The following is a 26,531-nucleotide window of genomic DNA, read 5'->3' as shown; positions in this document are numbered from 1 at the left end:
TCATGAAGTCTGCCTTGAACGGCAAGACGATCGCCGGTCTGTCGATCATGGGTTTCTTCGTCCTGATCGCGATCGTGGGCTCGTGGATCGCGCCGTACGACCCGTCCGCGATGAGCGGCGACATCATGTCGCCGCCGTCCGGCGCGCACTGGTTCGGCACGACGCAGACCGGTCAGGACATCTTCTCCCAGGTGCTCGTCGGGGCCAGGGGCGTGCTGATCGTCGGGCTCGTGGCGGGTGCCATCGCCACGCTGCTCTCGGTGCTCATCGGCGTCACCGCGGGGTTCCTCGGCGGTGTGGCCGACGAGTTCCTCTCCGCGCTGAGCAACATCTTCCTGGTGGTGCCCGCTCTGCCGCTGATCATCATCGTGACCTCGTTCCTGCCGGACGCGGGCGACTTCCTGATCGCCTTCGTGATCAGCGCGACCGGCTGGGCGTGGGGCGCCCGGATCCTGCGGGCCCAGACGCTGTCGCTGCGCCAGCGCGACTACGTCGAGGCGGCGCGGGCGACGGGTGAGCGCACGTGGCGGCTCATCGTGTTCGAGGTCATGCCGAACCTGACCGCGATCATCGCGTCCAGCTTCGTCGGCACGGTCATCTTCGCGGTGCTGTCGGTGATCACGCTGTCGTTCATCGGCGTCGCGAGCGTGTCGAACTGGAACTGGGGCACCATCCTGTTCTGGGCCCAGAACGCGCAGGCGCTCGCCCAGGGCGCGTGGTGGTGGTTCATCCCGGCCGGTCTGTGCATCGCCCTCCTGGGCACCGCCCTCGCACTGATCAACTTCGGGATCGACGAGTACGTGAACCCCCGGCTGCGGACGTCCGCCGGCGGCAGCAAGGTCAAGATGCGCGTCGGTTTCACGCCCGTGCTGAGGCAGGAAGGCGGGCGGTCGTGACCCCCGTGTTGGAGATCCGCGACCTCTCGGTCGACTACGGGCAGGGCGAGGGCGCGGTGCACGCGGTCAGCTCGGTGAACCTCGTGCTGAACCGCGGCGAGGTCCTCGGCCTCGCGGGGGAGAGCGGCAGCGGCAAGTCCACGCTCGCCTACGCGATGACCAGGCTGCTCCCGCCGCCGGGGCTCATCACCGGCGGCGAGGTGCTGCACCACGGCCGCGACAAGCCGGAGCCGGTGGACGTGCTCGGCCTGACGCCGAAGCAGCTCCGCTCGTTCCGCTGGAACGACATCGCCATCGTGTTCCAGGGCGCCATGAACTCGCTCAACCCCGTCTCGACGGTGGCCGCGCAGCTGGAGGACATCTACCGGGCCCACCGCCCGGAGATGTCCCGCGCCCAGCGGACCAAGCGCAGCGCGGAGCTGCTCCGGCTGGTCGGCATCTCCGCCGACCGGCTGGGCAGCTACCCCCACCAGCTCTCCGGCGGCATGCGCCAGCGCGTGATGATCGCGATGGCGCTGGCCCTGGACCCCGAGATCATCATCATGGACGAGCCGACCACCGCGCTGGACGTGGTGATGCAGCGGCAGATCCTGGAGCAGATGATGCGGCTCCGCGAGGAGCTGGGCTTCTCCGTCCTCTTCATCACCCACGACATCTCGCTGCTCGTGGAGTTCTCCGACCGGATCGCGATCATGTACGCGGGCCGGATCGTCGAACAGGCGGCCTCGGAGGACATGTACCGCGCCTCCAGCCACCCGTACAGCAAGGGCCTGCTCGGGTCGTTCCCCGCGCTGCACGGCCCTCGCCGTCCGCTGACCGGTATCCCCGGCTCACCGCCGGACATGCGGACAGTGCCGTCCGGTTGTCCCTTCCACCCGCGGTGCCCCAGTGCTTTCGACGTGTGCGAGCGGGAGATCCCGGTCCTCGAAAAGCTCTCGGGCGCCAACGGCGACAGCAGCCGCAGCGTCGCCTGCTGGCTGAACACCCCTTCCCTATCGGGACATCCAGGAGTTGGAGCGACATGACGATTGTCGGGCAACGTGCCACCGAAGCGACCGCCGAGCTGCCGGCGAACTTCCTCTGGGGAGTGGCCACTTCTGCCTACCAGATCGAGGGAGCCGTCGCCGAGGACGGGCGCACACCGTCCATCTGGGACACCTTCTGCCGCGTGCCGGGAGCCGTGATCCGGCAGGAGAACGGCGACGTCGCGTGCGACCACTACCACCGGATGCCGCAGGACGTGGAGCTGATCGCCGGTCTGGGTGTCGACTCCTACCGGTTCTCCATCTCCTGGCCGCGCGTCCAGCCCGGCGGTCGCGGCCCGGTGAACGTCAAGGGCCTCGACTTCTACTCCCGGCTCGTGGACGAGCTGCTGGAGAAGGGCGTCAAGCCGTGGGTCACGCTGTACCACTGGGACCTGCCGCAGGAGCTGGAGGACGCGGGCGGCTGGCCGGAGCGCGACACGGCCTACCGGTTCGCGGAGTACGCGTCGCTCGTGCACGCGGGTCTCGGTGACCGCGTCAAGACGTGGACGACGCTGAACGAGCCGTGGTGCTCGGCGATGCTCGGGTACGACCAGGGCAAGCACGCGCCGGGCATCCAGAACTTCGGCGCGTCGATGCGGGCCGTGCACCACCTGCTGCTGGGCCACGGGTTGGCGGGGCAGGCGCTGCGCGCCGCCGCCGCGGAGCCGATCGAGCTGGGCATCACGCTGAACATGGGGACGGCCTCGCCCGCCTCGGACAAGCCCGAGGACGTCGACGCCGCTCGCCGCGCGGACGGCCTCGGCACGCGGATCTACCTCGACCCGCTGGTGAAGGGGCACTACCCCGAGGACGTCGTGGCGGACATCGAGGCCCGCGGGGCGCTGCTGCCCGTCGAGCCGGGTGACCTGGAGATCATCTCCACGCCGATCGACGTGCTGGGCGTGAACTACTACTCGTCGCACGTGTTCGAGGGCGGTGAGGAGCCGCACGCGCCCGTGGCGGTGTCGCAGAACCGGCCCGTGACGGCGATGGACTGGGAGATCGTGCCGGAGGGGTTCACGCAGCTGCTCGTGCGGATCTCGAAGGACTACCCCGGCCTGCCGATGGTGATCACGGAGAACGGTGCGGCGTTCGACGACTCCGTCGACACCGACGGCGTGGTGGACGACGAGGACCGCCTGTCCTACATCAGCGACCACATCGCCGCCGTGGGCAGGGCCGTGGCGCAGGGCGCTGACGTGCGCGGGTACTTCGCGTGGTCGCTCATGGACAACTTCGAGTGGGCGTACGGGTACGACAAGCGGTTCGGGATCGTGCGGGTCGACTACGACACGCAGGTGCGGACGTTGAAGCGGTCCGCTGAGTGGTACCGCGACACGATCGCGAGCACCAGGGAGAAGTAGGGACGCTCGTTCGGTGATCGCCGCCCGGTGGACTTCGGTCCGCCGGGCGGTGTGCGTTCGGGGGGTCGTGGGTGCGGGGTGGGTGTGGGTGCTCCGACACCCCGCTCGCGCGATTGTCTCGAAGAGGAGGGCGCTTCGGATCGGGGTGGCGGAGGGGGTCCGTGTCGGAGTGGTCGCGTGCGTCCGCTCGGACCGCTACGGTCGGCGACCTCGGTCGGCTCGTGCTGCGCGTGGAGGCGGGACACGGGCTCGGCCACGACGTCCTGGTGCGGGCCTTCCGGCCCGGCGGGCCGATCGGGGAACCGGACGAACCGGGCGGGCTGCTGGTCGCCGACCTGACCCGCGGACTGCTCCCGGTGCCGCGGTACCCCGTTGGGGACTTGGCCGAATGGGTGGAATTCGACGCGGGCGCGTTCCGCTTGCTGGGACGGGCCGGGGAGGGGGTGCGTGACCCTGCACCTCGACCCGTTGCGGACCGTGGTCGACGCCGCGACGCGGGGACACCGCTTCGCGGGGTTCCGGGTGGTGCTGCGGCGCCGGGGCGCGCTGGGCGAACTGGTGCTGCGGCTGGCGTGCGATGCCACCGGCCGCGCGGCGATCGAGCAGGTCATCGCCACCGGGGTGGACGGGATCGGCCCCCGGTTCGCCGATCAGGTCCGGCAGGGGGTGCGCCTGCGGTCGCGGTCGACCGGGCGGAACCGGCCGCCAACCCGCGCACCGGGAAGTCGCTGAGGGTGATCGACGAGCGGCCGGTCTGAGGCGAAAGGGCTTCCCACCACAGGTTAGGGCAGGCTAGGTTCAGAGCGGCGCAGATCACGTCACGCCAGTAGCCGGTTGAGTATCGCCTAAGTTAAGTTAGGCTAACTTTAGTCGACCTTCCTCCTGCCGCGTGATGGGACTGCTATGCCACAGGCACGAACCGATGGTGACGTTCCGGTCTACGACCTCGTCGGAGTGGGTTTCGGACCCGCCAACCTGGCTTTGGCGATCGCGGTAGCCGAGCACAACGCCATCGCCGGTGCCGACGACGTGGTGACGGCCCACTTCTTCGAGAAGCAGAAGACCTTCGGTTGGCACCGGGGCATGCTCCTGGACGACGCCACCATGCAGGTGTCGTTCCTCAAGGACCTCGTCACCATGCGCAACCCCAACAGCGGCTTCAGCTTCCTGTCCTACCTCAAGGACCGGGACCGGTTGGTGGACTTCATCAACCACAAGAACATGTACCCGCTGCGCGTGGAGTTCCACGACTACTTCGAGTGGGCGGCGGCGAAGGTCGACGACGTCGTGTCCTACGACCACGAGGTCGTCTCGGTCCAGCCGGTCCTGCACGACGGCGTGATCACCTACTTCGACGTGAGCGCGCGCGACGCGCACGGCACCGTCGAGGTCCGCCGCGCGCGCAACCTCGTGCTGGCCACGGGTCTGCGGGCCAACCTCCCGGAGGGCATCTCCTCCTCCGAGCACATCTGGCACAACAGCGACTTCCTGCACCGCGTCCGCGGGCTCGACCCCGAGGCGCCGCGCCGGTTCGTCGTCGTCGGGGCCGGGCAGAGCGGCGCGGAGGTGGCGGCGCACCTGCACGAGCGCTTCCCCAACGCCGAGGTGTGCGCGGTCTTCGCCCGCTACGGCTACAGCCCCGCGGACGACAGCTCGTTCGCCAACCGCATCTTCGACCCGGCCGCCGTGGACGAGTTCTACCACGCGCCCGAGGCCGTGAAGCACAAGCTGATGGCGTACCACGGCAACACGAACTACGCCGTGGTCGACCACGACCTCATCGCCGAGCTGTACCGCCGCGTGTACCAGGAGAAGGTCCTCGGCACGCAGCGGCTGCGCCTGGTCAACGTGTCCCGCCCCGCCGAGGTAGTGGAGACCGAGGACGGCGTGCGGGTGACCGTGGAGTCCTTGACGACCGGCGAGCTCACGGTGTTCGACGCCGACGCCGTCGTCTACGCCACCGGGTACCGCGAGGCCGATCCGACCGAGGTGCTGGGCGAGGTCGCCGAGCACTGCCGCCGCGACGAGCGGCAGCGGCTGCGCGTCGGCCGCGACTACCGGCTGGACACCGACGGGCAGGTCCTCGGGGGGATCTACCTGCAGGGCGGCACGGAGCACTCCCACGGCATCACCTCGTCGCTGCTGTCGAACCTGGCCGTGCGGGTGGGGGAGATCCTGGAATCGGTCGTCGGCCGCAGGAGCCCCAGCATCCCCGCGCAGCCGGAGTACGCCGTGAGCGCCACCGCGTCGCACTGACGCACCAGAACGGGTCAGCGATCATCCGCCCGGTTTCGCCCGAACAGGAACCCCCCGAAGGGAACACCCCGATGTCCAGCATGTCCATGCCCACGGCCGGTGCCGTGCGCCGTCTGCCGCTCGCAGCGGTGGCGCTCGTCGCCACGCTGCTGCTCGCGGCCTGCGGCGGCGGTGCTACGACCGCAGGCGGATCGAGCACCCCCGCGTCCAGCGGTGGCGCCTTCCCGGTGCGGGTCGAGCACAAGTACGGCACCACCGAGGTCAAGGCCGAGCCCGAGCGCGTCGTCACGCTGGGGCTGTCCGACCAGGACGTCGTGCTCGCGCTGGGCACCAAGCCCGTCGGAGCCATCGACTGGTTCAAGGAGACCCCGTACGGCAAGTGGCCGTGGACCAAGTCCCTGTGGGGCGACACGCCGCCCGAGGTCGTGGGCGAGCGCGACGAGTACAACATGGAGAAGATCGCGGGCCTCAAGCCCGACCTGATCCTCGCCCAGTACTCGGGCATGAAGCAGGAGCAGTACGACACCCTGTCGAAGATCGCGCCCGTCGTCGCGCAGCCCAAGGGCTTCGAGGACTACCAGGCGCCGTGGCAGGACAGCGCCCGCCTGGCGGGCAAGGCCCTCGGCAAGGCCGAGCAGGTCGACGAGCTGATCTCGGACGTCGACGCCAAGTTCGCCGCGGCCAAGACCGCGCACCCCGAGTTCGCGGGCAAGACCGCGGTCGTGGCCGACGCCTACCAGCCCGGCACCTACTCGGTGTTCTCGCCCAACGACCCGAAGATGCTGTTCCTGACGCAGCTCGGGTTCACGGTGCCGGAGAAGCTGAAGGAGGCCGTCGGCACGGAGAACGTCGTCGACCTGTCCTACGAGCGCTTCGACGTGATCGACGTCGACCGCCTGGTCTGGCTCATCGCCGACCCCGCCTCGACCGACCAGATCAAGAACGAGGCGCTCTACAAGAACCTCAAGGTGGTGCAGGAGAAGCGCGACCTGTTCGTGCCCTACGACGAGCCGCCGGTCGGTGCCGCCATGTCGTTCAACACGGTCCTGAGCATTCCGTACGCGCTCGACCAGATGCTCCCCCTGCTGTCCGCGAAGTAGAACACCCCGAAAGGCGTTCGTGATGATCCCGACCGGTACCTGGCCCGTGCGCGAGGTCGACGAGCTGTCGTGGCCCGCCGTCTTCGAGAGGCAGGCCGGTCGGACGCCCGACGCCGTCGCCGTGGTCTGCGAGTCCGATTCGCTGACCTACGGCGAGCTGAACGCCGCCGCGAACCGCCTGGCACGTGCCCTGGCGGTTCGCGGCGTGGGCGCGGAGGACGTGGTGGGCGTCGCCCTGCCGCGGTCGGTCGACCTCGTCGTGGCGCTGCTCGCGGTGCTCAAGGCGGGCGCGGCCTACCTCCCGCTGGACCTCGACCACCCGCGCGAGCGGGTGGCGTTCATGCTGGCCGACGCCGGGGCGCGGGTCGTGCTGTCGGTGTCGGACACGGCTGGCGAGTTGCCCTCCGGGCACGACGTCGTGCTGCTGGACCGGGAGTCCTCCGACGGGTCTCCCGAGAACCTCGACGTGCCGATCGGCCTGCACCAGGCCGCGTACGTCATCTACACCTCCGGCTCGACGGGCAGGCCCAAGGGCGTCGTCGTGTCGCACGAGGGCATCGGCAGCCTGATCGCCACGGCCACCGACCGGATCGGCGTCACGGCGGAGAGCCGGGTCGTGCAGTTCGCGTCGGTCGGCTTCGACGTGGCGGTGTGGGACCTGACGATGGCGCTGGGCGTCGGCGGCCGGGTGATCGTGGTGCCGACCGAGCGCCGGGTCGCGGGCGAGGCGCTGACCGAGTACATCGCGCACCACGGCGGCACGCACATGATCCTGCCGCCGTCGCTGGTCGCGGCACTGCCGCCGGACTGCGAACTGCCCGAGGGCGCGGTGCTGGTCGTGGGCACCGAGACCGTGCCGAGCGAGCTGATCGCCCGCTGGGCCAAGAGGCTGACCGTGGTCGCGGCCTACGGCCTGACCGAGGCGACGGTGAACTCCACGCTGTGGCGCGCCGAGGCCGACTGGGTCGGCCCCGTGCCGATCGGCGTCCCCGACCCGAACACCCGCTGCTACGTCCTGGACCCCGACCTGCGGCCGGTGGACGTCGGCGTCGAGGGCGAGCTGTACGTGGGCGGTCGCGGCCTGGCCCGCGGCTACCTCGGCCGCCCCGGCCTGAGCGCGGAGCGCTTCGTCGCCGATCCCTTCGGCGAACCCGGATCGCGCATGTACCGCACGGGCGACCGGGCGAGGTGGCGGGCTTCCGTCGGCGGAGCCGACAATCGGACGCGGGAACTCGTCCTCGATTTCCTGGGCCGCGCGGACGGCCAGGTCAAGATCCGCGGGTACCGGATCGAGCCCGGCGAGGTCGAGAGCGTCCTGATGTCCCACCCGGACGTCTCGCAGGCCGCCGTCGTGGTGCGCGAGGACCACCGCCGGGTCAAGAGGCTCGTGGGGTACGTGGTCGGCGGGGACCCCGCCACCGCCCGCGCGCACGTCGCCGACACGCTGCCCGAGTACATGGTGCCGTCCGTGGTGATCGTGCACGACGGGCCGCTCCCGTTGACGCCCAACGGGAAGCTCGACCGGGCGAAGCTGCCCGAGCCCGACTGGACCGCGCTGGCCGGCCACGCCCAGCCGCGCACCCCGACCGAGCGCACGCTCGTCGAGCTGGTCGCCGACGTGCTGGGCCTGCCGACCGTCGGCGTCCACGACAACTTCTTCGAGCTGGGCGGCGACAGCATCGTCGCCATCGGCCTGGTCAGCCGCGCCCGCGCCGCCGGGCTGGCCATCACACCGCGCGAGGTGTTCCGCCTGCGCACGCCCGCCGCGCTCGCCGCCGTGGCCCGGCGGGAGGCCGCGCGGACGCACGACGCCGGCACCGGCGAGGTGGCCGCGACCCCGATCATCCGCTGGCTGGCCGAACTCGGCGGCGAGGTCGACGCGTTCTACCAGTCGATGCTGTTCCAGGTCCCGGCCGACCTGGACGGCCCCGGCCTGGACACCGTGCTGCGGAAGGTGATCGACCACCACGACCTGCTCCGGTCGAGGATCACCCCCGACTGGACGCTCGACGTCTCGGCGCCCGGCAGCGTGCGCGCGGCCGACGTGGTCGAGCGCGTGGACACCGGGCTCGACGTGGACGCCTGGACCGCCCGCGCCGCCGGACAGCTCGCGCCGCACGACGGCGGGATGCTGCGGGCCGTGTGGTTCGCGCCCGAGCGGCGGCTGCTCCTGGTGCTGCACCACGTGATCGTGGACGGCGTCTCGTGGCGCGTCCTGTCCACCGACCTCGCCCGCGCCTGGTCCGGCGGCGACCTCGCGCCCGTGGGCACGTCGTTCCAGCGCTGGGCCGCCGCGCTGCCCGGGGTCTCGCGGCGCGCGGAGCTCCCGGTGTGGCGGCGGATGCTGTCCGGCGTCGACACGCCGTTCACCCGCCGTCCGCTCGACCCCGCCGTGGACCTGGTGTCCACCGCGCGGCGGCTGACCGTGACGCTGCCCGCCGGGCAGACCGCGCCGCTGCTGACCACCGTCCCGGCCGCCGTGCACGGGTCCGTCAACGACGTGCTGCTCACCGCGCTGGCCCTGGCCGCCGCGAAGTGGCGCGGTGGCGGCGAACTCGTGCTGGACCTGGAGGGCCACGGCCGCGAGGAGATCGTGCCCGGCGTGGACCTGGCCCGGACCCTCGGCTGGTTCACCAGCATCTTCCCCGTCCGGCTCGACCCCGGCACGGGTGACCTGGACGAGGCCCTGAAGCGGGTCAAGGAGCAGCTCCGCGAGATCCCGGACAACGGCATCGGCTTCGGCCTGCTGCGCTACCTCGACCCCGGCTCCGGGCTGGCCGACGCGCCCGTTCCGCAGTTGCTGTTCAACTACCTGGGCCGGTTCACCGCGACCGGCGGCACCGACTGGGGCACCGCGCCGGAGGCGCCGCCGCTGGGCGAGGACCGCGACCCGCGGATGCCGTTCGGGCACGCGCTGGAGATCGACGCCGTCGTGCGCGACGACGAGGCCGGGCCCCGGCTCAGCGCCACCTTCACCTGGCCCGGCGGCGTGCTGGCCGAGGACGAGGTGTCCCGGTTCGCCGTGTGCTGGCTGGAAGCGCTCGACGCGCTGGCCCGGCACGAGGGCGTCGGCGGGCACACGCCGTCGGACTTCCCGCTGGTGTCGCTGAACCAGGCCGAGGTGGACGAGCTGTCCGCTCCCGGCCTGGTCGACGTGCTGCCGCTGTCGCCGTTGCAGGAGGGGTTCTTCTTCCACTCGGTGTTCGACGAGTCCGCCGTGGACGGTTACGTCGTCGGCCAGCACCTCGAACTCGCGGGACCGGTCGACCCCGCCGCCCTCCGCCGGGCCGCGCAGGGGCTGCTGGACCGCCACGCGCCGCTGCGGGCCGGGTTCCGCCAGTTCCCCGACGGCCGGGTCGTGCAGGTGGTCGCCGACGTCGAGCTGCCGTGGCGCGAGCTGGACGTCTCGACGCTGGGCGCCGACGAGCAGGTCGCCCGCGTGGCCGAGCTGGTCGCGGGGGAACGCGCCCAGCGCTTCGACCTCGCGCGCCCGCCGATGCTGCGCGCCACGCTGGTGCGCGGTGGCCCCGAGCGGCACTGGCTGCTGCTCACGGTCCACCACATCGTCGCCGACGGCTGGTCGCAGCCGATCCTGTTCCAGGAACTCCTCGCGCTGTACGCGCCGGGCGAGGACCTGCCGCGGCTGCCCGAGGTCGCGCCGTACCGCGACTACCTCGGCTGGCTGGCCGAACGGGACCGCGACGCGGCCCGCGAGGCGTGGGGCGCGGTGCTGCGCGGGATCGACGAGCCGACCCGGTTGGCGCCGGAGGCCGTGTCCGCCGCACGGCAGGAGTTCGTCCGCGTCGAGGTGCCCGCCGACGTCACGAGCGGTGTCGTGGCACGGGGACGCGAGCACGGGCTGACGCTCGGCACGATCGTGCAGGGCGCGTGGGGCCTGGTGCTGGGCCGGTTCACCGGCCGCGACGACGTGGTGTTCGGCAGCACGGTGTCCGGTCGCGAGGCCGCCGTCGCGGGCATCGAGTCCATGGTCGGCCTGTTCATCAACACGCTGCCGGTGCGCGTGCGCTGGCGGGCCGACGAGTCCGTGGCCGCCGTGTTCGCCCGGCTCCAGGACGAGCAGGCCGGACTCCTGGACCACCAGCACCTCGGGCTGTCCGACGTGCAGCGCGCGGCGGGCGCCGGCGACCTGTTCGACACCCTGGTCGTGGTGGAGAACTACCAGCTCGACCGCACGCCCACCGCGCCCGGCGGCACGCTGTCCGTGGTGGGCACCGGGACGTCGGAGACCGGCCACTACCCGGTCGAGCTGACGATCACGCCCGGCCGCACGATCGGGCTGGTCTTCGAGCACGACGCCACCCGGCTCGGCACGGAGCTGGTGCACCAGCTCGGGGAGCACCTGGTCGGCGTCCTGGAAGCCCTGGCCACCGATCCCGCGCAGCGCGTCGGCGACATCGGCGGCGCGCGGGCCCGACGGGCGCTGGAGTCGTTGGCCGGTGAGACCCGTGACGTCCCGGCGACGACGCTGTCCGCCGCGTTCGAGGCCCTGGCCGCCCGCACACCGGACGCGGTCGCCGTCGTGGACGACGGCGTTTCCCTGACCTACCGGGAGGTCGACCGGCGGGCCGACGCCGTGGCCCGGACGCTCGACGTCGGGCCCGAGGACGTCGTGGCCGTGGCCGTCCCCCGGTCGGCCGACCTGGTCGTGGCGCTGCTCGGCGTCCTGAAGGCCGGTGCCGCCTACCTGCCGATCGACCTCGACCACCCGGCCGACCGGATCTCGTTCCTGCTGGAGGACTCCGGCGCGCGGACCGTGCTCACCACGGCCGACGCGGTGCTGCCCGCGGTCGGCGGCGCGCGGCGGGTTCACCTGGGCGCCGAGCCCGCGGACCGCGAGCCTCGTCCGGCGGGGCCGGACCACCCCGCGTACCTGATGTACACCTCCGGCTCGACCGGGTGGCCGAAGGGCGTGCTCATCACGCACCGCGCGGTCGTCGGGCAGCTGGCCTGGCTGCGCGACCGGTTCTCCCTCGACGTCGGCGAACGCGTGTTGCACCAGTACTCCGCGAGCTTCGACCCGTCGGTGCAGGAGGTCTTCGGGCCGCTGCTCAGCGGTGGCACCGTGGTGGTCGCGAAGCCCGGCGGTCAGCGCGACCCCGGCTACCTGGCCGAGCTGGTCCGCCGCGAACGCGTGACGACGGTCGACCTCGTGCCGTCGATGTACGCGGCCCTGCTGCGCTCCGAACCGCCGTCCGGGTGGGCGGCGAGCCTGCGCCGGGCGTTCAGCGGTGGCGAGGCGCTGACCGGTGACCTCGCGGGCCGCTGGCTCGCGGCGACCGGCGTGCCGATCGTCAACGTCTACGGGCCCACCGAGGCCGTGGTGCAGGTGACGTCGTGGGAGTACGACGGGTCGACCGACACCGCCGTGCCGATCGGGCGGCCGGTGTGGAACACCCGCCTCTACGTCCTGGACCCGACGCTGCGGCCCGTTCCGGCCGGGGTGCCCGGTGAGCTGTACCTGGCGGGTTCCCAGCTCGCCCGCGGCTACCACGGCCGTCCCGACCTGACCGCGGACCGGTTCGTCGCCGACCCCTTCGGTGAGCCCGGCTCGCGCATGTACCGCACCGGCGACCTGGTGAGGTGGGCCGAACCGGGTGTGGTGACCTACCTCGGTCGCACGGACCACCAGGTGAAGATCCGCGGCAACCGCGTCGAACTCGGCGAGGTCGAGGCCGCCGTTCGTCGCCAGAGCGGTGTCGTGGACGTCTTCGTCGTCGCCCGCGAGGACGAGCGCGGCGGCAAGCGGCTCGTCGCGTACGTGGTCGGAACCGTCGGGGGCGAACAGCTCCGGACCGCGTTGATCGCGGCGCTGCCGGAGCCGGTGGTGCCGAGCGCGATCGTCGTGCTCGACGCGTTGCCGCTCACGGTGGGCGGCAAGGTCGACGTGACGGCGCTGCCGGAGCCCGTGGTCGAGCGCGCCGCGCTGACCGGCCCGCGCGACGACCGCGAGCGGAAGCTCACCGACGTCTTCGCGGCCGTGCTGGGCCTGTCGGAGGTCGGCGCGGACGAGGACTTCTTCGCGCTGGGCGGCGACAGCATCCTGTCCATCTCGGTGTCGAGCCGGGCCCGCAAGGACGGGCTGAGGATCAGCCCGCGCGAGGTGTTCGAGCACCGCACGCCCGCCGCGCTGGCGGCGCTCGTGCCCGCCGAAGCCGCGCCCGCCGTGGTGTCCGACGGTGTCGGCGACGTGCCGCAGCTGCCGATCGTGCACCAGTTGCGCACCGACGGCGGGTCCATCGGCCGCTTCAACCTGTCCATGATCGTGCGGACGCCGGTCGACGCGGACGTGGACCGCCTCACCGCCGCGTTGCAGACCGTGGTCGACCACCACGACGCCCTGCGGCTCAAGCTGACCCGCATCGCCGGGGTGCTGTGGTCGCTGGAGACCCAGCCCGTGGGCTCGGTGCGCGCCGCGGACCTGCTGCGGCGGGTGGAGACCCAGGACTACGAGACCGAGTCCGACGCGGCCGTCGGCAGGCTGGACCCGGACGCGGGCGTGGTGCTCCAGGCCGTGTGGTTCGACGGCGGCCCCCTGGAGCCGGGCAGGCTGTTCCTGGCCGCGCACCACCTCGCCGTCGACGGCGTCTCGTGGCGGATCCTGTTCGAGGACCTGGAAGCTGCGTGGAACGGCGTGCCCCTGGAACCCGTGCGGACGTCGTTGCGCCGCTACGCCAAGGCCGTCACCGAGCAGGCGCAGAGCCCGGAGCGGCTCGGCGAGCTGACCCACTGGGTCGAGACGCTCAAGCCCGGCGCGGACCTCGTGCCCGGTGCTCCGCGGACCGGCACGGTCGGCTCCGCGCACCGCCGCGAGGTCAGGCTGTCGACCGCCGACACGACCCCGCTGCTGGGCGCGGAGATCACCGAGACCCTGCTGGCGGCACTGGCCCGCGCGGCGGGCGGTGACCTGCTGGTCGACGTGGAGCGCCACGGCCGCGAGGAGATCGCGCCCGACGTGGACCTGACCCGCACGGTCGGCTGGTTCACCAGCGTCCAACCCGTCCGGCTGCCCGCGGACGGCGACCTGCGGACCATCAAGGAACGCCTGCGCGCCGCGCCTGACAACGGTCTCGGCTACGGCATGCTGCGCTACCTCAACGCCCAGGTCGCCCCGCTGCTGGCGACCTCGGCCCAGGCGCAGGTGCTGTTCAACTACTTCGGCCGGTTCAGCGCCGGTCAGGCCGCCGACTGGCGGCCGTCCGGCGAGACCGTGTCCACGCGCTACGACGACGACCTGGCCCTGCCGTACCAGGTTCAGCTCGACGTCGTGTGCGAGGAGACGCCGCGCGGTCCCGAACTGGTCGCGACCTGGCTCTGTCCGTCCGCTGTGGACGACGGCCTGGTGGACCGGTGGGTGGTCGCGCTGCGCGAGCTGGCGGGCACGTCCGCCGGGCTCACGCCGTCCGACCTGACCACGATCACGTTGACCCAGGCCGAGATCGACCGGATCGCCGAGGTCAGCCCGGTGCCGGTGGAGGACGTCTGGCCCCTGGCCCCGTTGCAGGAGGGCATCTACTTCCACGCCAGCTACGACACGAGCGAGCTGGACGTCTACACCGCGCAGGACACGTTCGACCTCGACCACCGGCTCGACGTCGACCGGCTGCGGACGGCGTGCGCCGCGCTGCTGGCCAGGCACCCGAGCCTGCGGGCCGGTCTGACCAGCGACGGCCTGCCCGGCCCGGTGCAGTTCGTCGGCCGCGCGCCCGTGGTGCCGATCGAGGTGCTCGACTTCACCGGACTGTCCGATGTGGACAGGCGGATGGAGGAGCTCAAGGCCGAGGACCGCAGGCGGCGGTTCGACCTCGCGCACCCGCCGCTGTGCAGGCTCAAGGTCATCCGGCTCGGGCCGGACCGCGACCGGCTCATGCTCAGCCACCACCTCGTGCTGTGGGACGGCTGGTCGCAGGGCCTGTTCCTGGAGGAGCTGCTCGGCCTCTACGAGACCGGCGGCGACGCCACGAGCCTGGCCGAGCCCGGCACCTACCGCGACTACCTGTCCTGGCTGGGGGAGCAGGACGTCACCGAGGCCAGGGCCGCGTGGCGCCGGGCGCTGTCCGGGCTGGCCGAGCCGACGCTGGTCGGCCCGGCGAACCGCGGCGCCGGGCCCGCGATCCCCGACCGGTGCCACGTCGAGCTGTCCGACGAGGTCGGCGATCGGCTGCGGGCCGAGGCACGAAGGCACGGCGTCACGCTGAACACCGTGCTCAACGCGGCGTGGGCGCTGGCGCTGTCGGCGGAGGTCGGCAGGCAGGACGTCGTGTTCGGCACCACGGCCGCCGGACGGCCCGCCGAGGTCCGCAACGTCGAGAACGCCATCGGCATGTTCCTCAACACCGTGCCGGTGCGGGTCGCGCTCGACCCGCGCGAGTCCGTGCTGGAGCTGCTGCGGCGCATCCAGTCCGAGCGCGCGGCGCTCATGAGCCACGAGTACCTCGGGCTCGGCGACGTGCAGCGCGAGAGCGGGCACACCACCCTGTTCGACACGCTGTACGTGCTCCAGAACTTCGCCGACGAGGACGGGTTCGGACAGCTCAAGGCACGCCACGGCATCACGGCCGTGGGCAGCGTCGACTCGACGCACTACCCGATGACGCTGGTCGTCACGCCGGGGCGCCGGGTGCGGATCGCGCTCGACCACCGACCCGACCTGATCGACGCCGACCGCGCGTCGACCGCGCTGACCCGCTTCACCACGGCCCTGGAACGGCTGCTGGCCGACGTGTCGGCCCCGGTCGGCACGCTGGACCTGCTGACCGACGACGAGAACGCGCTGCTGGCCGCCGAGTGGGGCGCGAGCGCGAACCCGGTGCCGGACGAGACGATCGCGGACCTGCTGGCGGCCCAGGTCGCCCGCACCCCGGACGCGGTCGCGCTGGTGTTCGGCGAGCAGCGGCTGACCTACGCCGAGCTGGACGGGCGGATCAACCAGCTCGCCCACCTGCTGCTCGCGCGCGGCGCGGGCCCGGAGCGCGTGGTGGCGCTGGCGCTGCCGCGGTCGACCGAGATGGTCGTGGCGCTGTTCGCGGTGCTGCGCACCGGCGCCGCCTACCTGCCGCTCGACCTGGACCACCCGCTGGACCGGCTCCAGCTGATGATCGACGACACCGACCCGGTGGTCCTGCTGTCCACGGGGGCGGCGCTGACCGCGCCGACCGTGCGGCTGGACGACCCCGCCGTGACGGAGGAGTACCCGACGACGCGGCCGGGGGTCTCGTTCAGCCTGGAGCACCCGGCGTACGTGATCTACACGTCCGGCTCGACGGGCAAGCCGAAGGGCGTCGTCACGCCGTACCGCGGCCTGACGAACATGCACCTCAACCACCAGGGCGCGATCTTCGCCCCGGCCATCGAGGCGGCGGGCGGGCGGCGGCTGCGGATCGCGCACACCGTGTCGTTCGCGTTCGACATGTCGTGGGAGGAACTGCTGTGGCTGGTGGAGGGCCACGAGGTGCACGTGTGCGACGAGGAGCTGCGGCGGGACGCCGAAGCGCTGGTCGCCTACTGCGACGAGCACCGGATCGACGTCGTCAACGTGACGCCGACCTACGCGCACCTGCTGATCGAGGAGGGCCTGCTCGACGGGCACGTGCCCGCGCTGGTGCTGCTCGGCGGCGAGGCCGTGTCCGACGCCGTGTGGAACCGGCTGCGCGACACCCCCGGCACCTACGGCTACAACCTGTACGGGCCGACCGAGTACACGATCAACACCCTGGGAGCGTCCACGGAGGACAGCGCGACGCCCACGGTCGGCCGGGCCATCTGGAACACCCGCGCCTACGTGCTGGACGCGAACCTGCGACCGGCCGCGCCGGGCACCCCCGGTGAGCTGTACATCGCGGGCATCGGGCTGGCGCGGGGTTACCACGAGCGGTTCGGCCTGACCGCCGAGCGGTTCGTCGCCGACCCGTTCGGCGAGCCCGGCACCCGGATGTACCGCACGGGCGACCTGGTCCGGTCGCGTCCCGACGGCATCATCGACTTCCTCGGCCGCACCGACGACCAGGTCAAGATCCGCGGCTACCGCGTGGAGCTGGGCGAGATCTCGTCGGCGCTGGGCGAGCACGAGGACGTGGCGCAGGCGGCCGTCGTGGTGGACGGGAAGAAGCGGCTCATCGGGTACGTCGTCGGCACCGCCGACCCGGCCGCGCTGCGGGCCGCCCTCAAGGCGAGGCTGCCGGAGTACATGGTGCCGACCGCGATCGTGGCCGTGGAGTCGTTCCCGCTGACCGTCAACGGCAAGCTGGACGTGCGGGCGCTGCCCGCGCCGGAGATCACCTCCGCCGCGAGCGGTCGTGACCCGGAGACGCACCAGGAACGCGTGCTGTGCGCGCTGTTCGCGGACGTCCTCGGCGTGCCGGGGGTCGGGGTGGACGACAACTTCTTCGAGCTGGGCGGGCATTCTCTGCTCGCGACCCGGCTGATCAGCCGGGCCAGGACGGCGCTGGAGACCGAACTCGCGATCCGCGACCTGTTCGAGGCCCCGACCGTCGCGGAACTCGCGGTGCGGGCGGGCGGGTCACGAGCCGCGGCCCGACCCGCCGTCGTGCCGCTCGACCGGCCGGACGAGCTGCCGCTGTCGTTCGCGCAGCGGCGGCTGTGGCTGGTGCAGCAGCTGGAGGGTTCATCCTCCGCGTACAACTTCCCGCTGGTGCTGCGGCTCAGGGGCGCGCTGGACATCGCCGCGCTGCGAGCCGCGCTGGGTGATGTGATGGCCCGCCACGAAGCGCTGCGGACCGTGTTCGGCGAGCGGGACGGCGTGCCGTTCCAGCGCGTCGTGCCGGTCGCCGAGCCGGTGGTCGAGGTGGTGGACGTCCTCGACGTCGAGGAGTTCGTGGCGTCCACCGTGGACCGCCCGTTCGACCTGTCGACCGAACTGCCGGTGCGCACCACCGTCGGCAGGCTGTCGGCTCGGGAGAACGTCGTCGTCCTGCTGCTGCACCACATCACCACCGACGAGTGGTCCGACCGGCCGTTCCTGGCCGACCTCGCCGCCGCCTACGCGGCCAGGTCGCAGGGGCGCGACCCGGAACTGCCGCCGCTGGCCGTGCAGTACGGCGACTACGCGCTGTGGCAGCGGAAGCTGCTCGGCGAGGGCGACCTGGCCACCGAGCAGCTCGACCACTGGGCCACCGCGCTGGACGGCGTGCCCGAGGAGCTGGAGCTGCCGACCGACCGACCCCGCCCGGCGCGGCCGTCGTTCCGCGGCGCGGAGCTGGAGGTCGACCTCGGCCCGCTCGCCGACGACCTGCGCGGACTCGCCCAGCGGACCGGCGCGTCGATGTTCATGGTCCTGCACGCCGCCGTGGCCACGATGCTGCACCGGCTCGGCGCGGGCGTGGACATCCCGCTCGGCGCGCCCATCGCGGGCCGCACCGACGAGGCGCTGGACGACCTGGTCGGGTTCTTCGTCAACACCCTGGTGCTGCGCACGGACCTGTCCGGCGACCCGAGCTTCACCGAGCTGGTGGCACGGGTGCGCGAGACCGACCTGGCCGCGTTCTCGCACCAGGACGTGCCGTTCGAGGCCGTCGTGGAGCGGGTCAACCCCACCAGGTCGACCGCCCGGAACCCGCTGTTCCAGGTGATGGTCGGCTACCACAACCGGTCCGGCGACTGGCTGGAGCTGCCCGGCCTCGACGTCGACTGGGAGCCGGTCACCACCCGCTCGGCCAAGTTCGACCTGGTGTTCAGCTTCACCGAGCACGTCGACACCGGCGCGGTGGTGCTGGCGCTGGAGTACGCGACGGACCTGTTCGACCCGGCGACCGCCGCCCGCTTCGGCGAACGGCTGACCGCGGTGGTCGAGGCCGTCACCACCGCGCCGGACGCCCCGGTCAGCGCGATCGAGGTGCTGTCGGCCGACGAGCGCGCGCTGGTCGTGGACGGCTTCAACGCCACCGTCCGGGACGTGCCCGAGGAGACGTTCCCCGCCCTGTTCGCCCGACGGGTGGCCGAGTTCGCGGATTCCGTCGCCGTGGTCGACCGGTCGCGGTCGATCAGCTACGCGCGGATCGACGCGCTGTCCAACCGGATCGCCCGGCTGCTCGCGGCTCGCGGGGTCGGTGCGGAGAGCGTGGTCGGCATCGCGGTGCCGAAGTCGATCGAGATGGTCGCCACGATCCTCGGCGTGCTCAAGCTCGGCGCGGCCTACCTGCCGCTCGACCTGTCCCACCCGGCCGACCGGATCGCGTTCATGCTCACCGACTCCGCCGCCGCGCTGCTGGTCGGCACGGCGGACGAGGCCGCGCGGGTGCCGTCCGTCGACGGCCTGCCGAGGGTGCTGCTGGACGACCCTGGGACCGCGGCGGAACTGGCGGGGCTGGACGAGTCCACCGTGGACACCGGGCCGGTGGCGCTGGACTCCGCGATGTACGTGATCTACACGTCCGGGTCGACCGGCAAGCCCAAGGGCGTCGTCGTGCCGCACGAGGGCATCGCGAGCCTCGCGGCGACGGCGATCGACCGGATGGACCTCAGGACCGACAGCCGGGTGCTCCAGTTCGCCTCCGTCGGGTTCGACGTGGCGGTGTTCGAGCTGACCATGGCGCTCACCGTCGGCGGCAGGCTCGTGCTCGCGCCCGACGAGGTGAGGGTCGCGGGCCCGGCGCTCACGGACTTCCTGCGGGAACGGCGGATCACCCACATGATCCTGCCGCCGTCGCTGGTCGCCGCGCTGCCGGAGGACTGCGAACTGCCCGCCGGGTCCACGATCCTGGTCGGCACCGAGACCGTGCCGCCGGACGTGATCGGCCGCTGGGCGGGCAGGCTCAACCTGCTCGCCGCCTACGGCCTGACCGAGGCGACGGTGAACTCCACGCTGTGGCGCGCCAGGTCCGGCTGGTCCGGAGCGGTGCCGATCGGCGTCCCCGACCCGAACACCACGGTCTACGTGCTGGACGACGCGCTGCGGCCCGTTCCGCCCGGTGTGGTGGGGGAGCTGTACGTCAGCGGTCGCGGCCTCGCCCGCGGCTACCTGAACCGCGCCGCCCTGACGGCGGAGCGGTTCGTGGCCTCGCCGTTCGGCGAGCCGGGCGAACGCATGTACCGCACGGGCGACCGGGCGCGGTGGCGCGCCGACGGTTCGCTGGACTTCCTCGGCCGGGTGGACGACCAGGTCAAGATCCGCGGGTTCCGGATCGAGCTGGGCGAGATCGAGGCCGCTCTCACCCGGCACCCGGCGATCACCCAGGCCGCGGTGCTGGCCGACCGCGAGGGCGACATCACCCGGCTCGTCGGCTACGTCGTCGGCGAGGCGGACCCGGTGGAACTGCGGGCCTTCGTGGCGGAACGGCTGCCCGAGTACATGGTCCCGGCGACCGTGCTCACCCTGGACGGCCCGCTGCCGCTCACCCCGAACGGCAAGCTGAACCGCAAGGCGCTGCCCAGGCCCGACTGGTCGGCGCTCACCGGCGACGACCGCCCGGCGACGCCGAACGAGCGGGTGGTCGCGGAGCTGTTCGCGGACGTCCTGGAACTGCCGTCGGTCGGCGTGCACGACGACTTCTTCGCCCTGGGCGGGCATTCCATGTCGTCCATGCGGCTCGTCGGCCAGGTGCGCGCCGCGCTCGGCGTCGAACTGTCCATCCGGGACGTCTTCGACTCGCCGACGGTGGCGGGGCTGGCCGCGCGGCTCGACGGCGCGTCGGACGCCCGCCCGCCGCTGGTGCCCTCGGCCCGACCCGAGGTGCTGCCGCTGGCTCCGCCGCAGCGCTGGCAGTGGGAACGCGGGCGCGCCAACGACCACGCGCTCTCGCTGCGCTCGCCCGACGGCTTCGACGCCGAGGTGCTGGCGCGGGCGTGGGCGGACGTCGTGGAGCGGCACGAGCCGCTGCGCACCGCCTACTCGGCCACCGAGCAGCGCCCCGGCGCCGTGCCCGCGCTGGAGCGGGTGACCGGCGACCTGGACACCCGGCTCGCGGAACTGGCGCGCGACGGCGCGTTCCCGCTCCGGGCCACCCTGGTCACGGACGAGGGGGGCGCGCAGGCGTTCCTGCTCACCGCGCACTACCTCGTGCTGGACGAGTGGTCGGTCGTGCCGCTGCTCCGCGACCTGACCACGGCCTACACCGCCCGGCTCGCCGGGCGCGCGCCGGGATGGGCGCCGCTGCCCGTCACCTACGCCGACTACACGACGTGGGCGGGGGCCTGGCTCGACACCGCCGCGGCGCAGCAGCTCGACCACTGGCGCACGGTCCTGCGCGGCGCGCCGGAGACGCTGGCGCTGCCGTTCGACCGGCCTCGTCCGGCGTCGCCGACCGGTGGCGCGGGCATCGTCGAGTTCGAGCTGGACCCGGTGCTGCACGACGGGATCGACCGGCTGGCCCGCGAGACCGGGACGAGCCTGTTCATGGTCGTGCAGGCCGCGCTGGCCGTGCTGCTCACCCGGCACGGCGCCGGGGAGGACCTGCCGATCGGCACGCTGGTCGCGGGGCGGGGCGACGAGGCGCTGGCCGACCTGGTCGGCTGCTTCTTCAACACCGTCCTGCTGCGCACCGACACCGCGGGCGACCCGAGCTTCACGGAGCTGCTGGCCAGGGTCCGCGAGACCGACCTCGGCGCGTTCGACCGCCAGGACGTGCCGTTCGCGGACGTCCTGGCCGCCGGAGCACCCCGGCCGAGCGTGATGCTGATCCACCACGAGCGCGCCCGCGCCGACGTGCTCGACGGCGGGATCGGCACGTTCGACGCCGTCCCGATCACGACCACGGACGTCGACCTGGTGCTCAGCCTGTACGAGCCGCGGGGCGACGGACCCGTGCCCTGCGAACTGATCTACGCCACCGACCTGTTCGACCGCGCGACGGTCGAGGGGCTGGCGGCCGAACTCGTCGAGGTGCTGGCCGCCGCCTGCGCCGACCCGTCCGTTCACGTCAGGAGGATCGAGTCATGAGCAACCCGTTCGAGGACACCGAGGGCCGCTTCTTCGTGCTGGTCAACGACGAGGAGCAGCACTCGCTGTGGCCGTCGTTCGTCGACGTGCCCGCGGGCTGGCGCCGGGTGTTCGGCGAGGACACCCGCGAGGCGTGCCTGGCCTACGTCGAGTCCACCTGGACCGACCTGAGGCCCAAGAGCCTGCGGGACGCGATGAACGCCTGACACCCGTTCGAGCGGGATCGTGTCCCTCGAACGGGCAAGAACCGGCTCACCGGGGGGATCTCGCGAAAGCCGGTGAATACCTTTCGCGGCATGACGACCCTAGAGACGACGTCCGAGGTGGAGGACCTGGTCCGCGACACCCTGGCCGCGCACCAGTCCTTCTTCCTGGCGACCAGCGGCGACCGGGGCCCGTGGGTCAACGGCGCCTACTTCGCCGAGACCGGCCTGTTCACCCTGTCGCTGGTGCTGGAGCAGCGCGGCCGGACGCTCGCCGCGATCCGGCGGGAGCCGCTGGTGTCGGTGATCATCTCGACCGGCTCGCCCGCGCAGCCGTTCCTCCAGGCGCAGGCGACCGCGCGCGTCGTGACGGGCGAGGAGGCCGACGAGGTGCGCCGGGTGCTGCTCGCGAAGGTGCCGCAGGCGGAGCCGTTCCTCGACGCGCCGATCGAGGCCGTGCGGCTGAGGGTGTCGGCGTGGCGGGCCACGGACATCCCGAACGGCTGGCTGCCCGGTCGTGAACTGGTCGACGTGCCGGGCGCGCGGCAGCACCCCGCCTGAGGCGGCGTGAGCGGGACGTCGGGGCGCCGCTCGGGCGTCGCACGTAGCACCGGGCGGGTCCCGCCGCGTCCCGAGGAGGTCTGCCGGTGCGCCGTCGGCGAGGTCCCGGTCACTTAGACCGCCACGTGCGGGTGGACGCGCTCGGCGACACCGGTCGTCGTCCGTTCAGGCTCCCCGTCGTGCGGACTCTGCTGGCGGACGGGGTGGAGCTGGGTCCGGGGGAACACCTGAGTGCGTTCGGCGATCGCGTCGACAAAAGCAGGCGCCCGGGGAACCGAGTTCCGCACCCGACCTTCTGCCCGCGTGGGCGAGGTTCGAGAACGTGGCCGATTCTACTCGGGGGGTTCGCCCCCTGACATTTGTCGGGCCCCGTGCCAAACCGGCCACAGCACGACGGCGAGCGAGAGCTTCCCAACACCGGACGGCCGGTGGGACCAGACCCGTCCCGAACTTCGCGAAGCACCCGGCCCGGACCCGTCGGCCCGCTACCGTCTCCCCTACGACAGCGCTGATCCGCACAGGGGAGCCGCCGATGACCACCGTGACCGTCCACGACCTGGCCAAACGAGTGGTCGAAGCCGTCGCCCCCGCCGAACTCCCCTCCTTCGCCCTGGTCGCCGCGCCGTACCTCGACCACCCCGCCAGGGCCGAGCGCGCGTTCCGCCGTTCGCACGACGACCCCCTCGGCTTCGGGTTGGGCGACGCGGTCGAGATGATCACGCCCGTGGTCGCGCTCGTCTCGGGCAGCGTGATCACCGCGCTGTCCGACGGCGTCGGTGAGGCGGTGAAGAACGGCGCGGGCAAGGTGTTCCGCAAGCTCGTCAAGCGCCGCGCCGTCGAGGCGCCCGTGCAGGAGTGGTCCGCCGACGAGTTGGCCAGGGTTCGGGCGACGGCGTTGGTGCGGGCCAAGGCGCTGGGTGTCGAGGAGCGACGGGCGGAGGCCTTGGCGGACGCGATCGTCGTGGCGCTGCTGCTCGAACGCGACGACCCGCGGTGAGTGCCCCGCGCCGCGTCGACGTCCGGGCGTTCCCCTCGGACACGACGCTCCTGCTGCTCCTGCTGACGGCGGTGGTGTCGTTGAACGCGGTCTTCACCGCGTTCTGGCTCGCCGGGTTCGACGCGGGCGGCGTGACGGTCCTCGGCGTCGTCTGGAAGCTGGAGATCGTGCTCGTGCCCGGACTCGCGGGCTGGTCGCTCGGCATCTGGTGGCGGCTGCGGCGGTCGGTGCCGGTGGGCGGGACACCGTTCACCGACGCCGCGCGCCTGCTCGACCGGTTGGTGCGCGAGGCTCGGCTGGACGATCCGCCGGACGTCCGGCTCGGTCCTGGGCTCGGCAGTCGCGCGTTCGTCGCGAGCGGTCGCGGCAGGCCGTTGTTGTTGCTGGGCCCCGAACTGCTCGGCCTGTGCACCGTGAGCGACGAGGGCCGGACCGTGTTCACGGCGGTGGTCCGGCACGAGCTCGCGCACCTGCGCGCGGGTGACGTCGGCTGGGCCCAGCTGGGCAGGCTCCTGCGGACGAGCAACCTGCCGATCGGGTTCTTCGTGCTGTTCGCCGTCGTGCTGGACCTGGTGCACGGCAACCGTTCCACCGGCTCGTCCGCGTTGGCCGCGCTCGTCGTGCTGGGCCAGGTGCTGGTCGTGGAGCTGGTGGCGCGGGCGTTCCTGCGGGCGCGCGAGCACGAGGCCGACCTGCTGGCCGCGCGGTACGGCGTCGAAGGACTGCTCACCGCCGTCGGGGACGCCCCCGGCGTGCGGCCGTGGCTGCGCCGCCACCCCGGCGGGGCCGCGCGCGCCGCGGTGCTGGCCGATCCGGGACGCCTGCTGGTGGCGGCCCCGACCCGGCTGCTGCTCGGTGCCGCCGCCGCGGGGTCGGCGCTGGTCACCCTGCGGGGCATCCTGGGACCGGCCGACTCGACGCCCGTCGTCACCGGTGCCGTCGTGGGTCTCCTGGTGACGCTGTTCACGGCGTTCGGGATCTGGCGGTCGACCTGGCTCGGCGGAGCCCGCCCCTTCCTGTCGGCCGCCGCGCTGGCCGTCGGGCTGGTGCTCGGCAGCTACCTGGCCCTGTTCCCGGCCGTGTTCACCTTCGGCGCGGGCGCGGTCCCGTTGCGGCCGTCACCGCTCGTCGCGCTCGTCCTCGGGGCGGTGCTGCTCTGCCTGTGGCTCGCGGCGGTGGGCCGGGCCCGGTACCGCGTCGACCCGCGCGCCCGGCGGGTGCCCGGCTTCCTCGCCTACGCCGTGCCCGCCGCGGCCCTGGTCGGCGGCTGGCTGTTCGCCGTGCTGTGGGCGTGGGTGGTGCGCCTGACGTCCTGCGCGGACGACCCGTGCTCGCCGACGGCGGTCGCCCGGTCGGTCGGCGAGGACTTCGCGTTCGGCGTCACGCCGGTCCTCGTGCTCGTGGTGGTCGCGGTGACCGCGCTGGGCCCTCGGGTGGTCGAGCCGAGAGCGGCCGTGCCCGCCGCCGCGGCCGTGGTGGTCGCGGCGGTCGGGCTCTTCGGCCTGTGGCACTGGGCGGGCGCGGGCGTGTCGACGCTGGAGATCCGCGCGGTCGTCCGGGACAGCACCGCGGACCCCGCGCTGGACTTCGACTGCGCGACCACCGCCCCGGCCGGGCCGACCGAGCACCGCACCGCCTGCGACGTCGGCGGGGGCGAGAGGTTCGTCCTCGGACCGGCCGCCCTGACCGGGGTCGACGTCGAGACCGCCGAGGTGGGTTTCGGCGGGACGGGCTCGGCCTTCGTCGTCGAGGTGGTGCTGACCGGGGAGGGCGCGAACCGCTGGGCCGCGCTCACCGGGTCCGCGGTCGACCAGCGCGTCGCGATCCTCGTGGACGGCGCCGTCGTGTCCGCACCGGTGGTGCGGGAGCCGTTGCGCGGCACCACGTTCGAGATCTCCTCGGGCACGATGGACCGAACGTCCGCCACGGAGCTGGCGACCAGGATCGCGGGCGGCTAGTGGACGACACCCGGAGGTTCCCTCCGACGTCGTGCTGCTGCTGCGCCTGCCGGCCAGGGTGGTCGGGCTGAACGTCACCGCCCTGGTCGAGCGGGTCGAGGTCCGCCTCGGGGCGGCGAGCGCCCGTCGCGGGCGGGCACGGCGTGGCGCTGGTGGTGAGACCCGAGCCGCTCGGGCCGTGCACGGCGGGAGGTGCCGGTGCTCGCCGCGCACGTGTCCCACGCGTGGCCGCGGCAGCTCGCGGACCCGAGGGCCGGTTAGCGCTGGTCCGACCAGGCCGCCCACAGCTCCGCGTACCGGCCCCCCGCCGCCACGAGGTCGGCGTGCGTTCCGCTCTCCACCACGCGGCCGTGGTCCAGGACCACGATCCGGTCCGCGCCGGCCGCCTGCGTCAGGCGGTGGGCCACGAGGAGGCCGCTGCGGCCCTCCAGGGCGGCCGTGGCGGCGGTCTCCAGGACGCGCGCACCCGCGCTGCCCGCGTCCGCCGTGGCCTCGTCCAGCACGGCGATCGGCGGGTCGGCCAGCACGAGGCGGGCCAGCGCGAGCTGCTGGGCCTGGGCGACGGTGAGGCGGTGGCCGCCCTCGCCGACGACGGTGGCCAGGCCGGCGGCGATCTCTGACGCCCGCGCCAGCAGGAAGTCGCCGGCCAGGATCGCCTTGAGGTTGCCCCAGCGGGCGTTCACGCTCTCGGCCCCTCGCCGGGTGTCGGCCTCGTCGATCACGTCGTCGTGGCAGAGCGACCCCACCTGGACGAGCTCGACGGCCACGCCGCCGCGGATCACGTCGTCGGTCACGGCGGCGCTCACGCCGTCCGCGTCCGGGACGAGCACCGCTGCGGAGCACACCGCGAACAGCGGCCGGGCCCGCTTCCCGCCGGCCGTGATGAGGTGGCCGCCCATCTGCGCCATGAGCTCGTCCTCGGCCGCCACCGCCCCGAGGAGGGTGGCTTCGACCCGATCCCGGAAGCCGTCCATGCCCGGCAGCAGGAGGAGAGGGTTCGACGAGGGCATCGCTGCACGCTACGACAGCGGTCCCGCGCCCCGGAAACCGCTCACGCCAGGGACCGGACCTGCCGATGACGAACCTCTGGACGCGAGATGGGTTGTGCCGGCCCATGGGTACACTCGACCCACGGATCCCCCGAACAGGGCGGGAGGCTCACATTGTTCGAACGGTTCACTGATCGGGCTCGACGGGTCGTGGTGCTGGCGCAGGAGGAAGCACGCCTGCTGAACCACAGCTACATCGGTACCGAGCACA

The 26,531-nt window shown here is 72.9% G+C and carries 13 protein-coding genes; 12 read left to right on the top strand and 1 reads right to left on the bottom strand.

Annotation, left to right across the window (positions count from 1 at the left end):
• Positions 1-2 precede the first annotated feature (2 nt).
• The 11 genes from AC156L_RS33050 (at position 3) to AC156L_RS33000 (ending at position 25,271) form a co-directional block, all read left to right on the top strand.
• Complete coding sequence (locus AC156L_RS33050; RefSeq protein ID WP_330878622.1) at positions 3-896, top strand: ABC transporter permease; 894 nt, start codon at positions 3-5, stop codon at positions 894-896.
• Positions 893-1,921, top strand: coding sequence for an ABC transporter ATP-binding protein (locus tag AC156L_RS33045; RefSeq protein ID WP_330878621.1), 1,029 nt, complete (start codon positions 893-895; stop codon positions 1,919-1,921). The genes AC156L_RS33050 and AC156L_RS33045 overlap by 4 nt, the downstream gene beginning before the upstream one ends.
• Positions 1,918-3,285 (top strand): GH1 family beta-glucosidase, encoded by a 1,368-nt coding sequence (locus AC156L_RS33040; protein WP_330878620.1) that lies wholly within the window; start codon positions 1,918-1,920, stop codon positions 3,283-3,285. The genes AC156L_RS33045 and AC156L_RS33040 overlap by 4 nt, the downstream gene beginning before the upstream one ends.
• 447 nt (positions 3,286-3,732) lie before the next feature.
• The gene (locus tag AC156L_RS33035; protein WP_330878619.1) at positions 3,733-4,017 is read left to right on the top strand and encodes a hypothetical protein; all 285 of its coding nucleotides are present in this window, start codon (positions 3,733-3,735) and stop codon (positions 4,015-4,017) included.
• 171 nt (positions 4,018-4,188) lie between these two features.
• On the top strand, positions 4,189-5,541 hold the full coding sequence (locus tag AC156L_RS33030) for a lysine N(6)-hydroxylase/L-ornithine N(5)-oxygenase family protein (protein WP_330878618.1): 1,353 nt from the start codon (positions 4,189-4,191) through the stop codon (positions 5,539-5,541).
• A 71-nt stretch (positions 5,542-5,612) separates the two neighbouring features.
• The gene (locus AC156L_RS33025) at positions 5,613-6,641 is read left to right on the top strand and encodes an iron-siderophore ABC transporter substrate-binding protein (protein ID WP_330878617.1); all 1,029 of its coding nucleotides are present in this window, start codon (positions 5,613-5,615) and stop codon (positions 6,639-6,641) included.
• Positions 6,642-6,663: 22 nt separating this feature from the next.
• Positions 6,664-21,552: an amino acid adenylation domain-containing protein gene (locus AC156L_RS33020; RefSeq protein ID WP_330878616.1), complete on the top strand. Its 14,889-nt coding sequence runs from the start codon at positions 6,664-6,666 to the stop codon at positions 21,550-21,552.
• The gene (locus AC156L_RS33015; protein WP_330878615.1) at positions 21,549-21,758 is read left to right on the top strand and encodes an MbtH family protein; all 210 of its coding nucleotides are present in this window, start codon (positions 21,549-21,551) and stop codon (positions 21,756-21,758) included. Before AC156L_RS33020 ends, AC156L_RS33015 begins: the two co-directional genes overlap by 4 nt.
• Positions 21,759-21,848: 90 nt before the next feature.
• Entirely contained in the window at positions 21,849-22,316 is a 468-nt protein-coding gene (locus AC156L_RS33010; RefSeq protein WP_330878614.1) for a pyridoxamine 5'-phosphate oxidase family protein, read from the top strand.
• Positions 22,317-22,848: 532 nt separating this feature from the next.
• Positions 22,849-23,313 carry a hypothetical protein gene (locus tag AC156L_RS33005; RefSeq protein WP_330878613.1) on the top strand — a complete coding sequence of 155 codons (465 nt, stop codon included), beginning with the start codon at positions 22,849-22,851 and terminating at the stop codon, positions 23,311-23,313.
• Complete coding sequence (locus tag AC156L_RS33000) at positions 23,310-25,271, top strand: SecDF P1 head subdomain-containing protein (RefSeq protein WP_484407583.1); 1,962 nt, start codon at positions 23,310-23,312, stop codon at positions 25,269-25,271. The genes AC156L_RS33005 and AC156L_RS33000 overlap by 4 nt, the downstream gene beginning before the upstream one ends.
• 257 nt (positions 25,272-25,528) lie before the next feature.
• Here the strand turns inward: AC156L_RS33000 and AC156L_RS32995 are convergent, their stop codons facing one another.
• The gene (locus tag AC156L_RS32995; RefSeq protein WP_484407590.1) at positions 25,529-26,179 is read right to left on the bottom strand and encodes a polyprenyl synthetase family protein; all 651 of its coding nucleotides are present in this window, start codon (positions 26,177-26,179) and stop codon (positions 25,529-25,531) included.
• Positions 26,180-26,434: 255 nt separating this feature from the next.
• On the opposite strand from AC156L_RS32995, the gene AC156L_RS32990 reads away from it, so the two are divergent.
• The coding region (locus AC156L_RS32990; protein WP_484407589.1) for a Clp protease N-terminal domain-containing protein at positions 26,435-26,531 on the top strand (97 nt) is incomplete at its 3' end.

This window comes from Umezawaea sp. (genome assembly GCF_057122925.1).
This window is presented reverse-complemented; position numbering and strand designations above follow the sequence as displayed.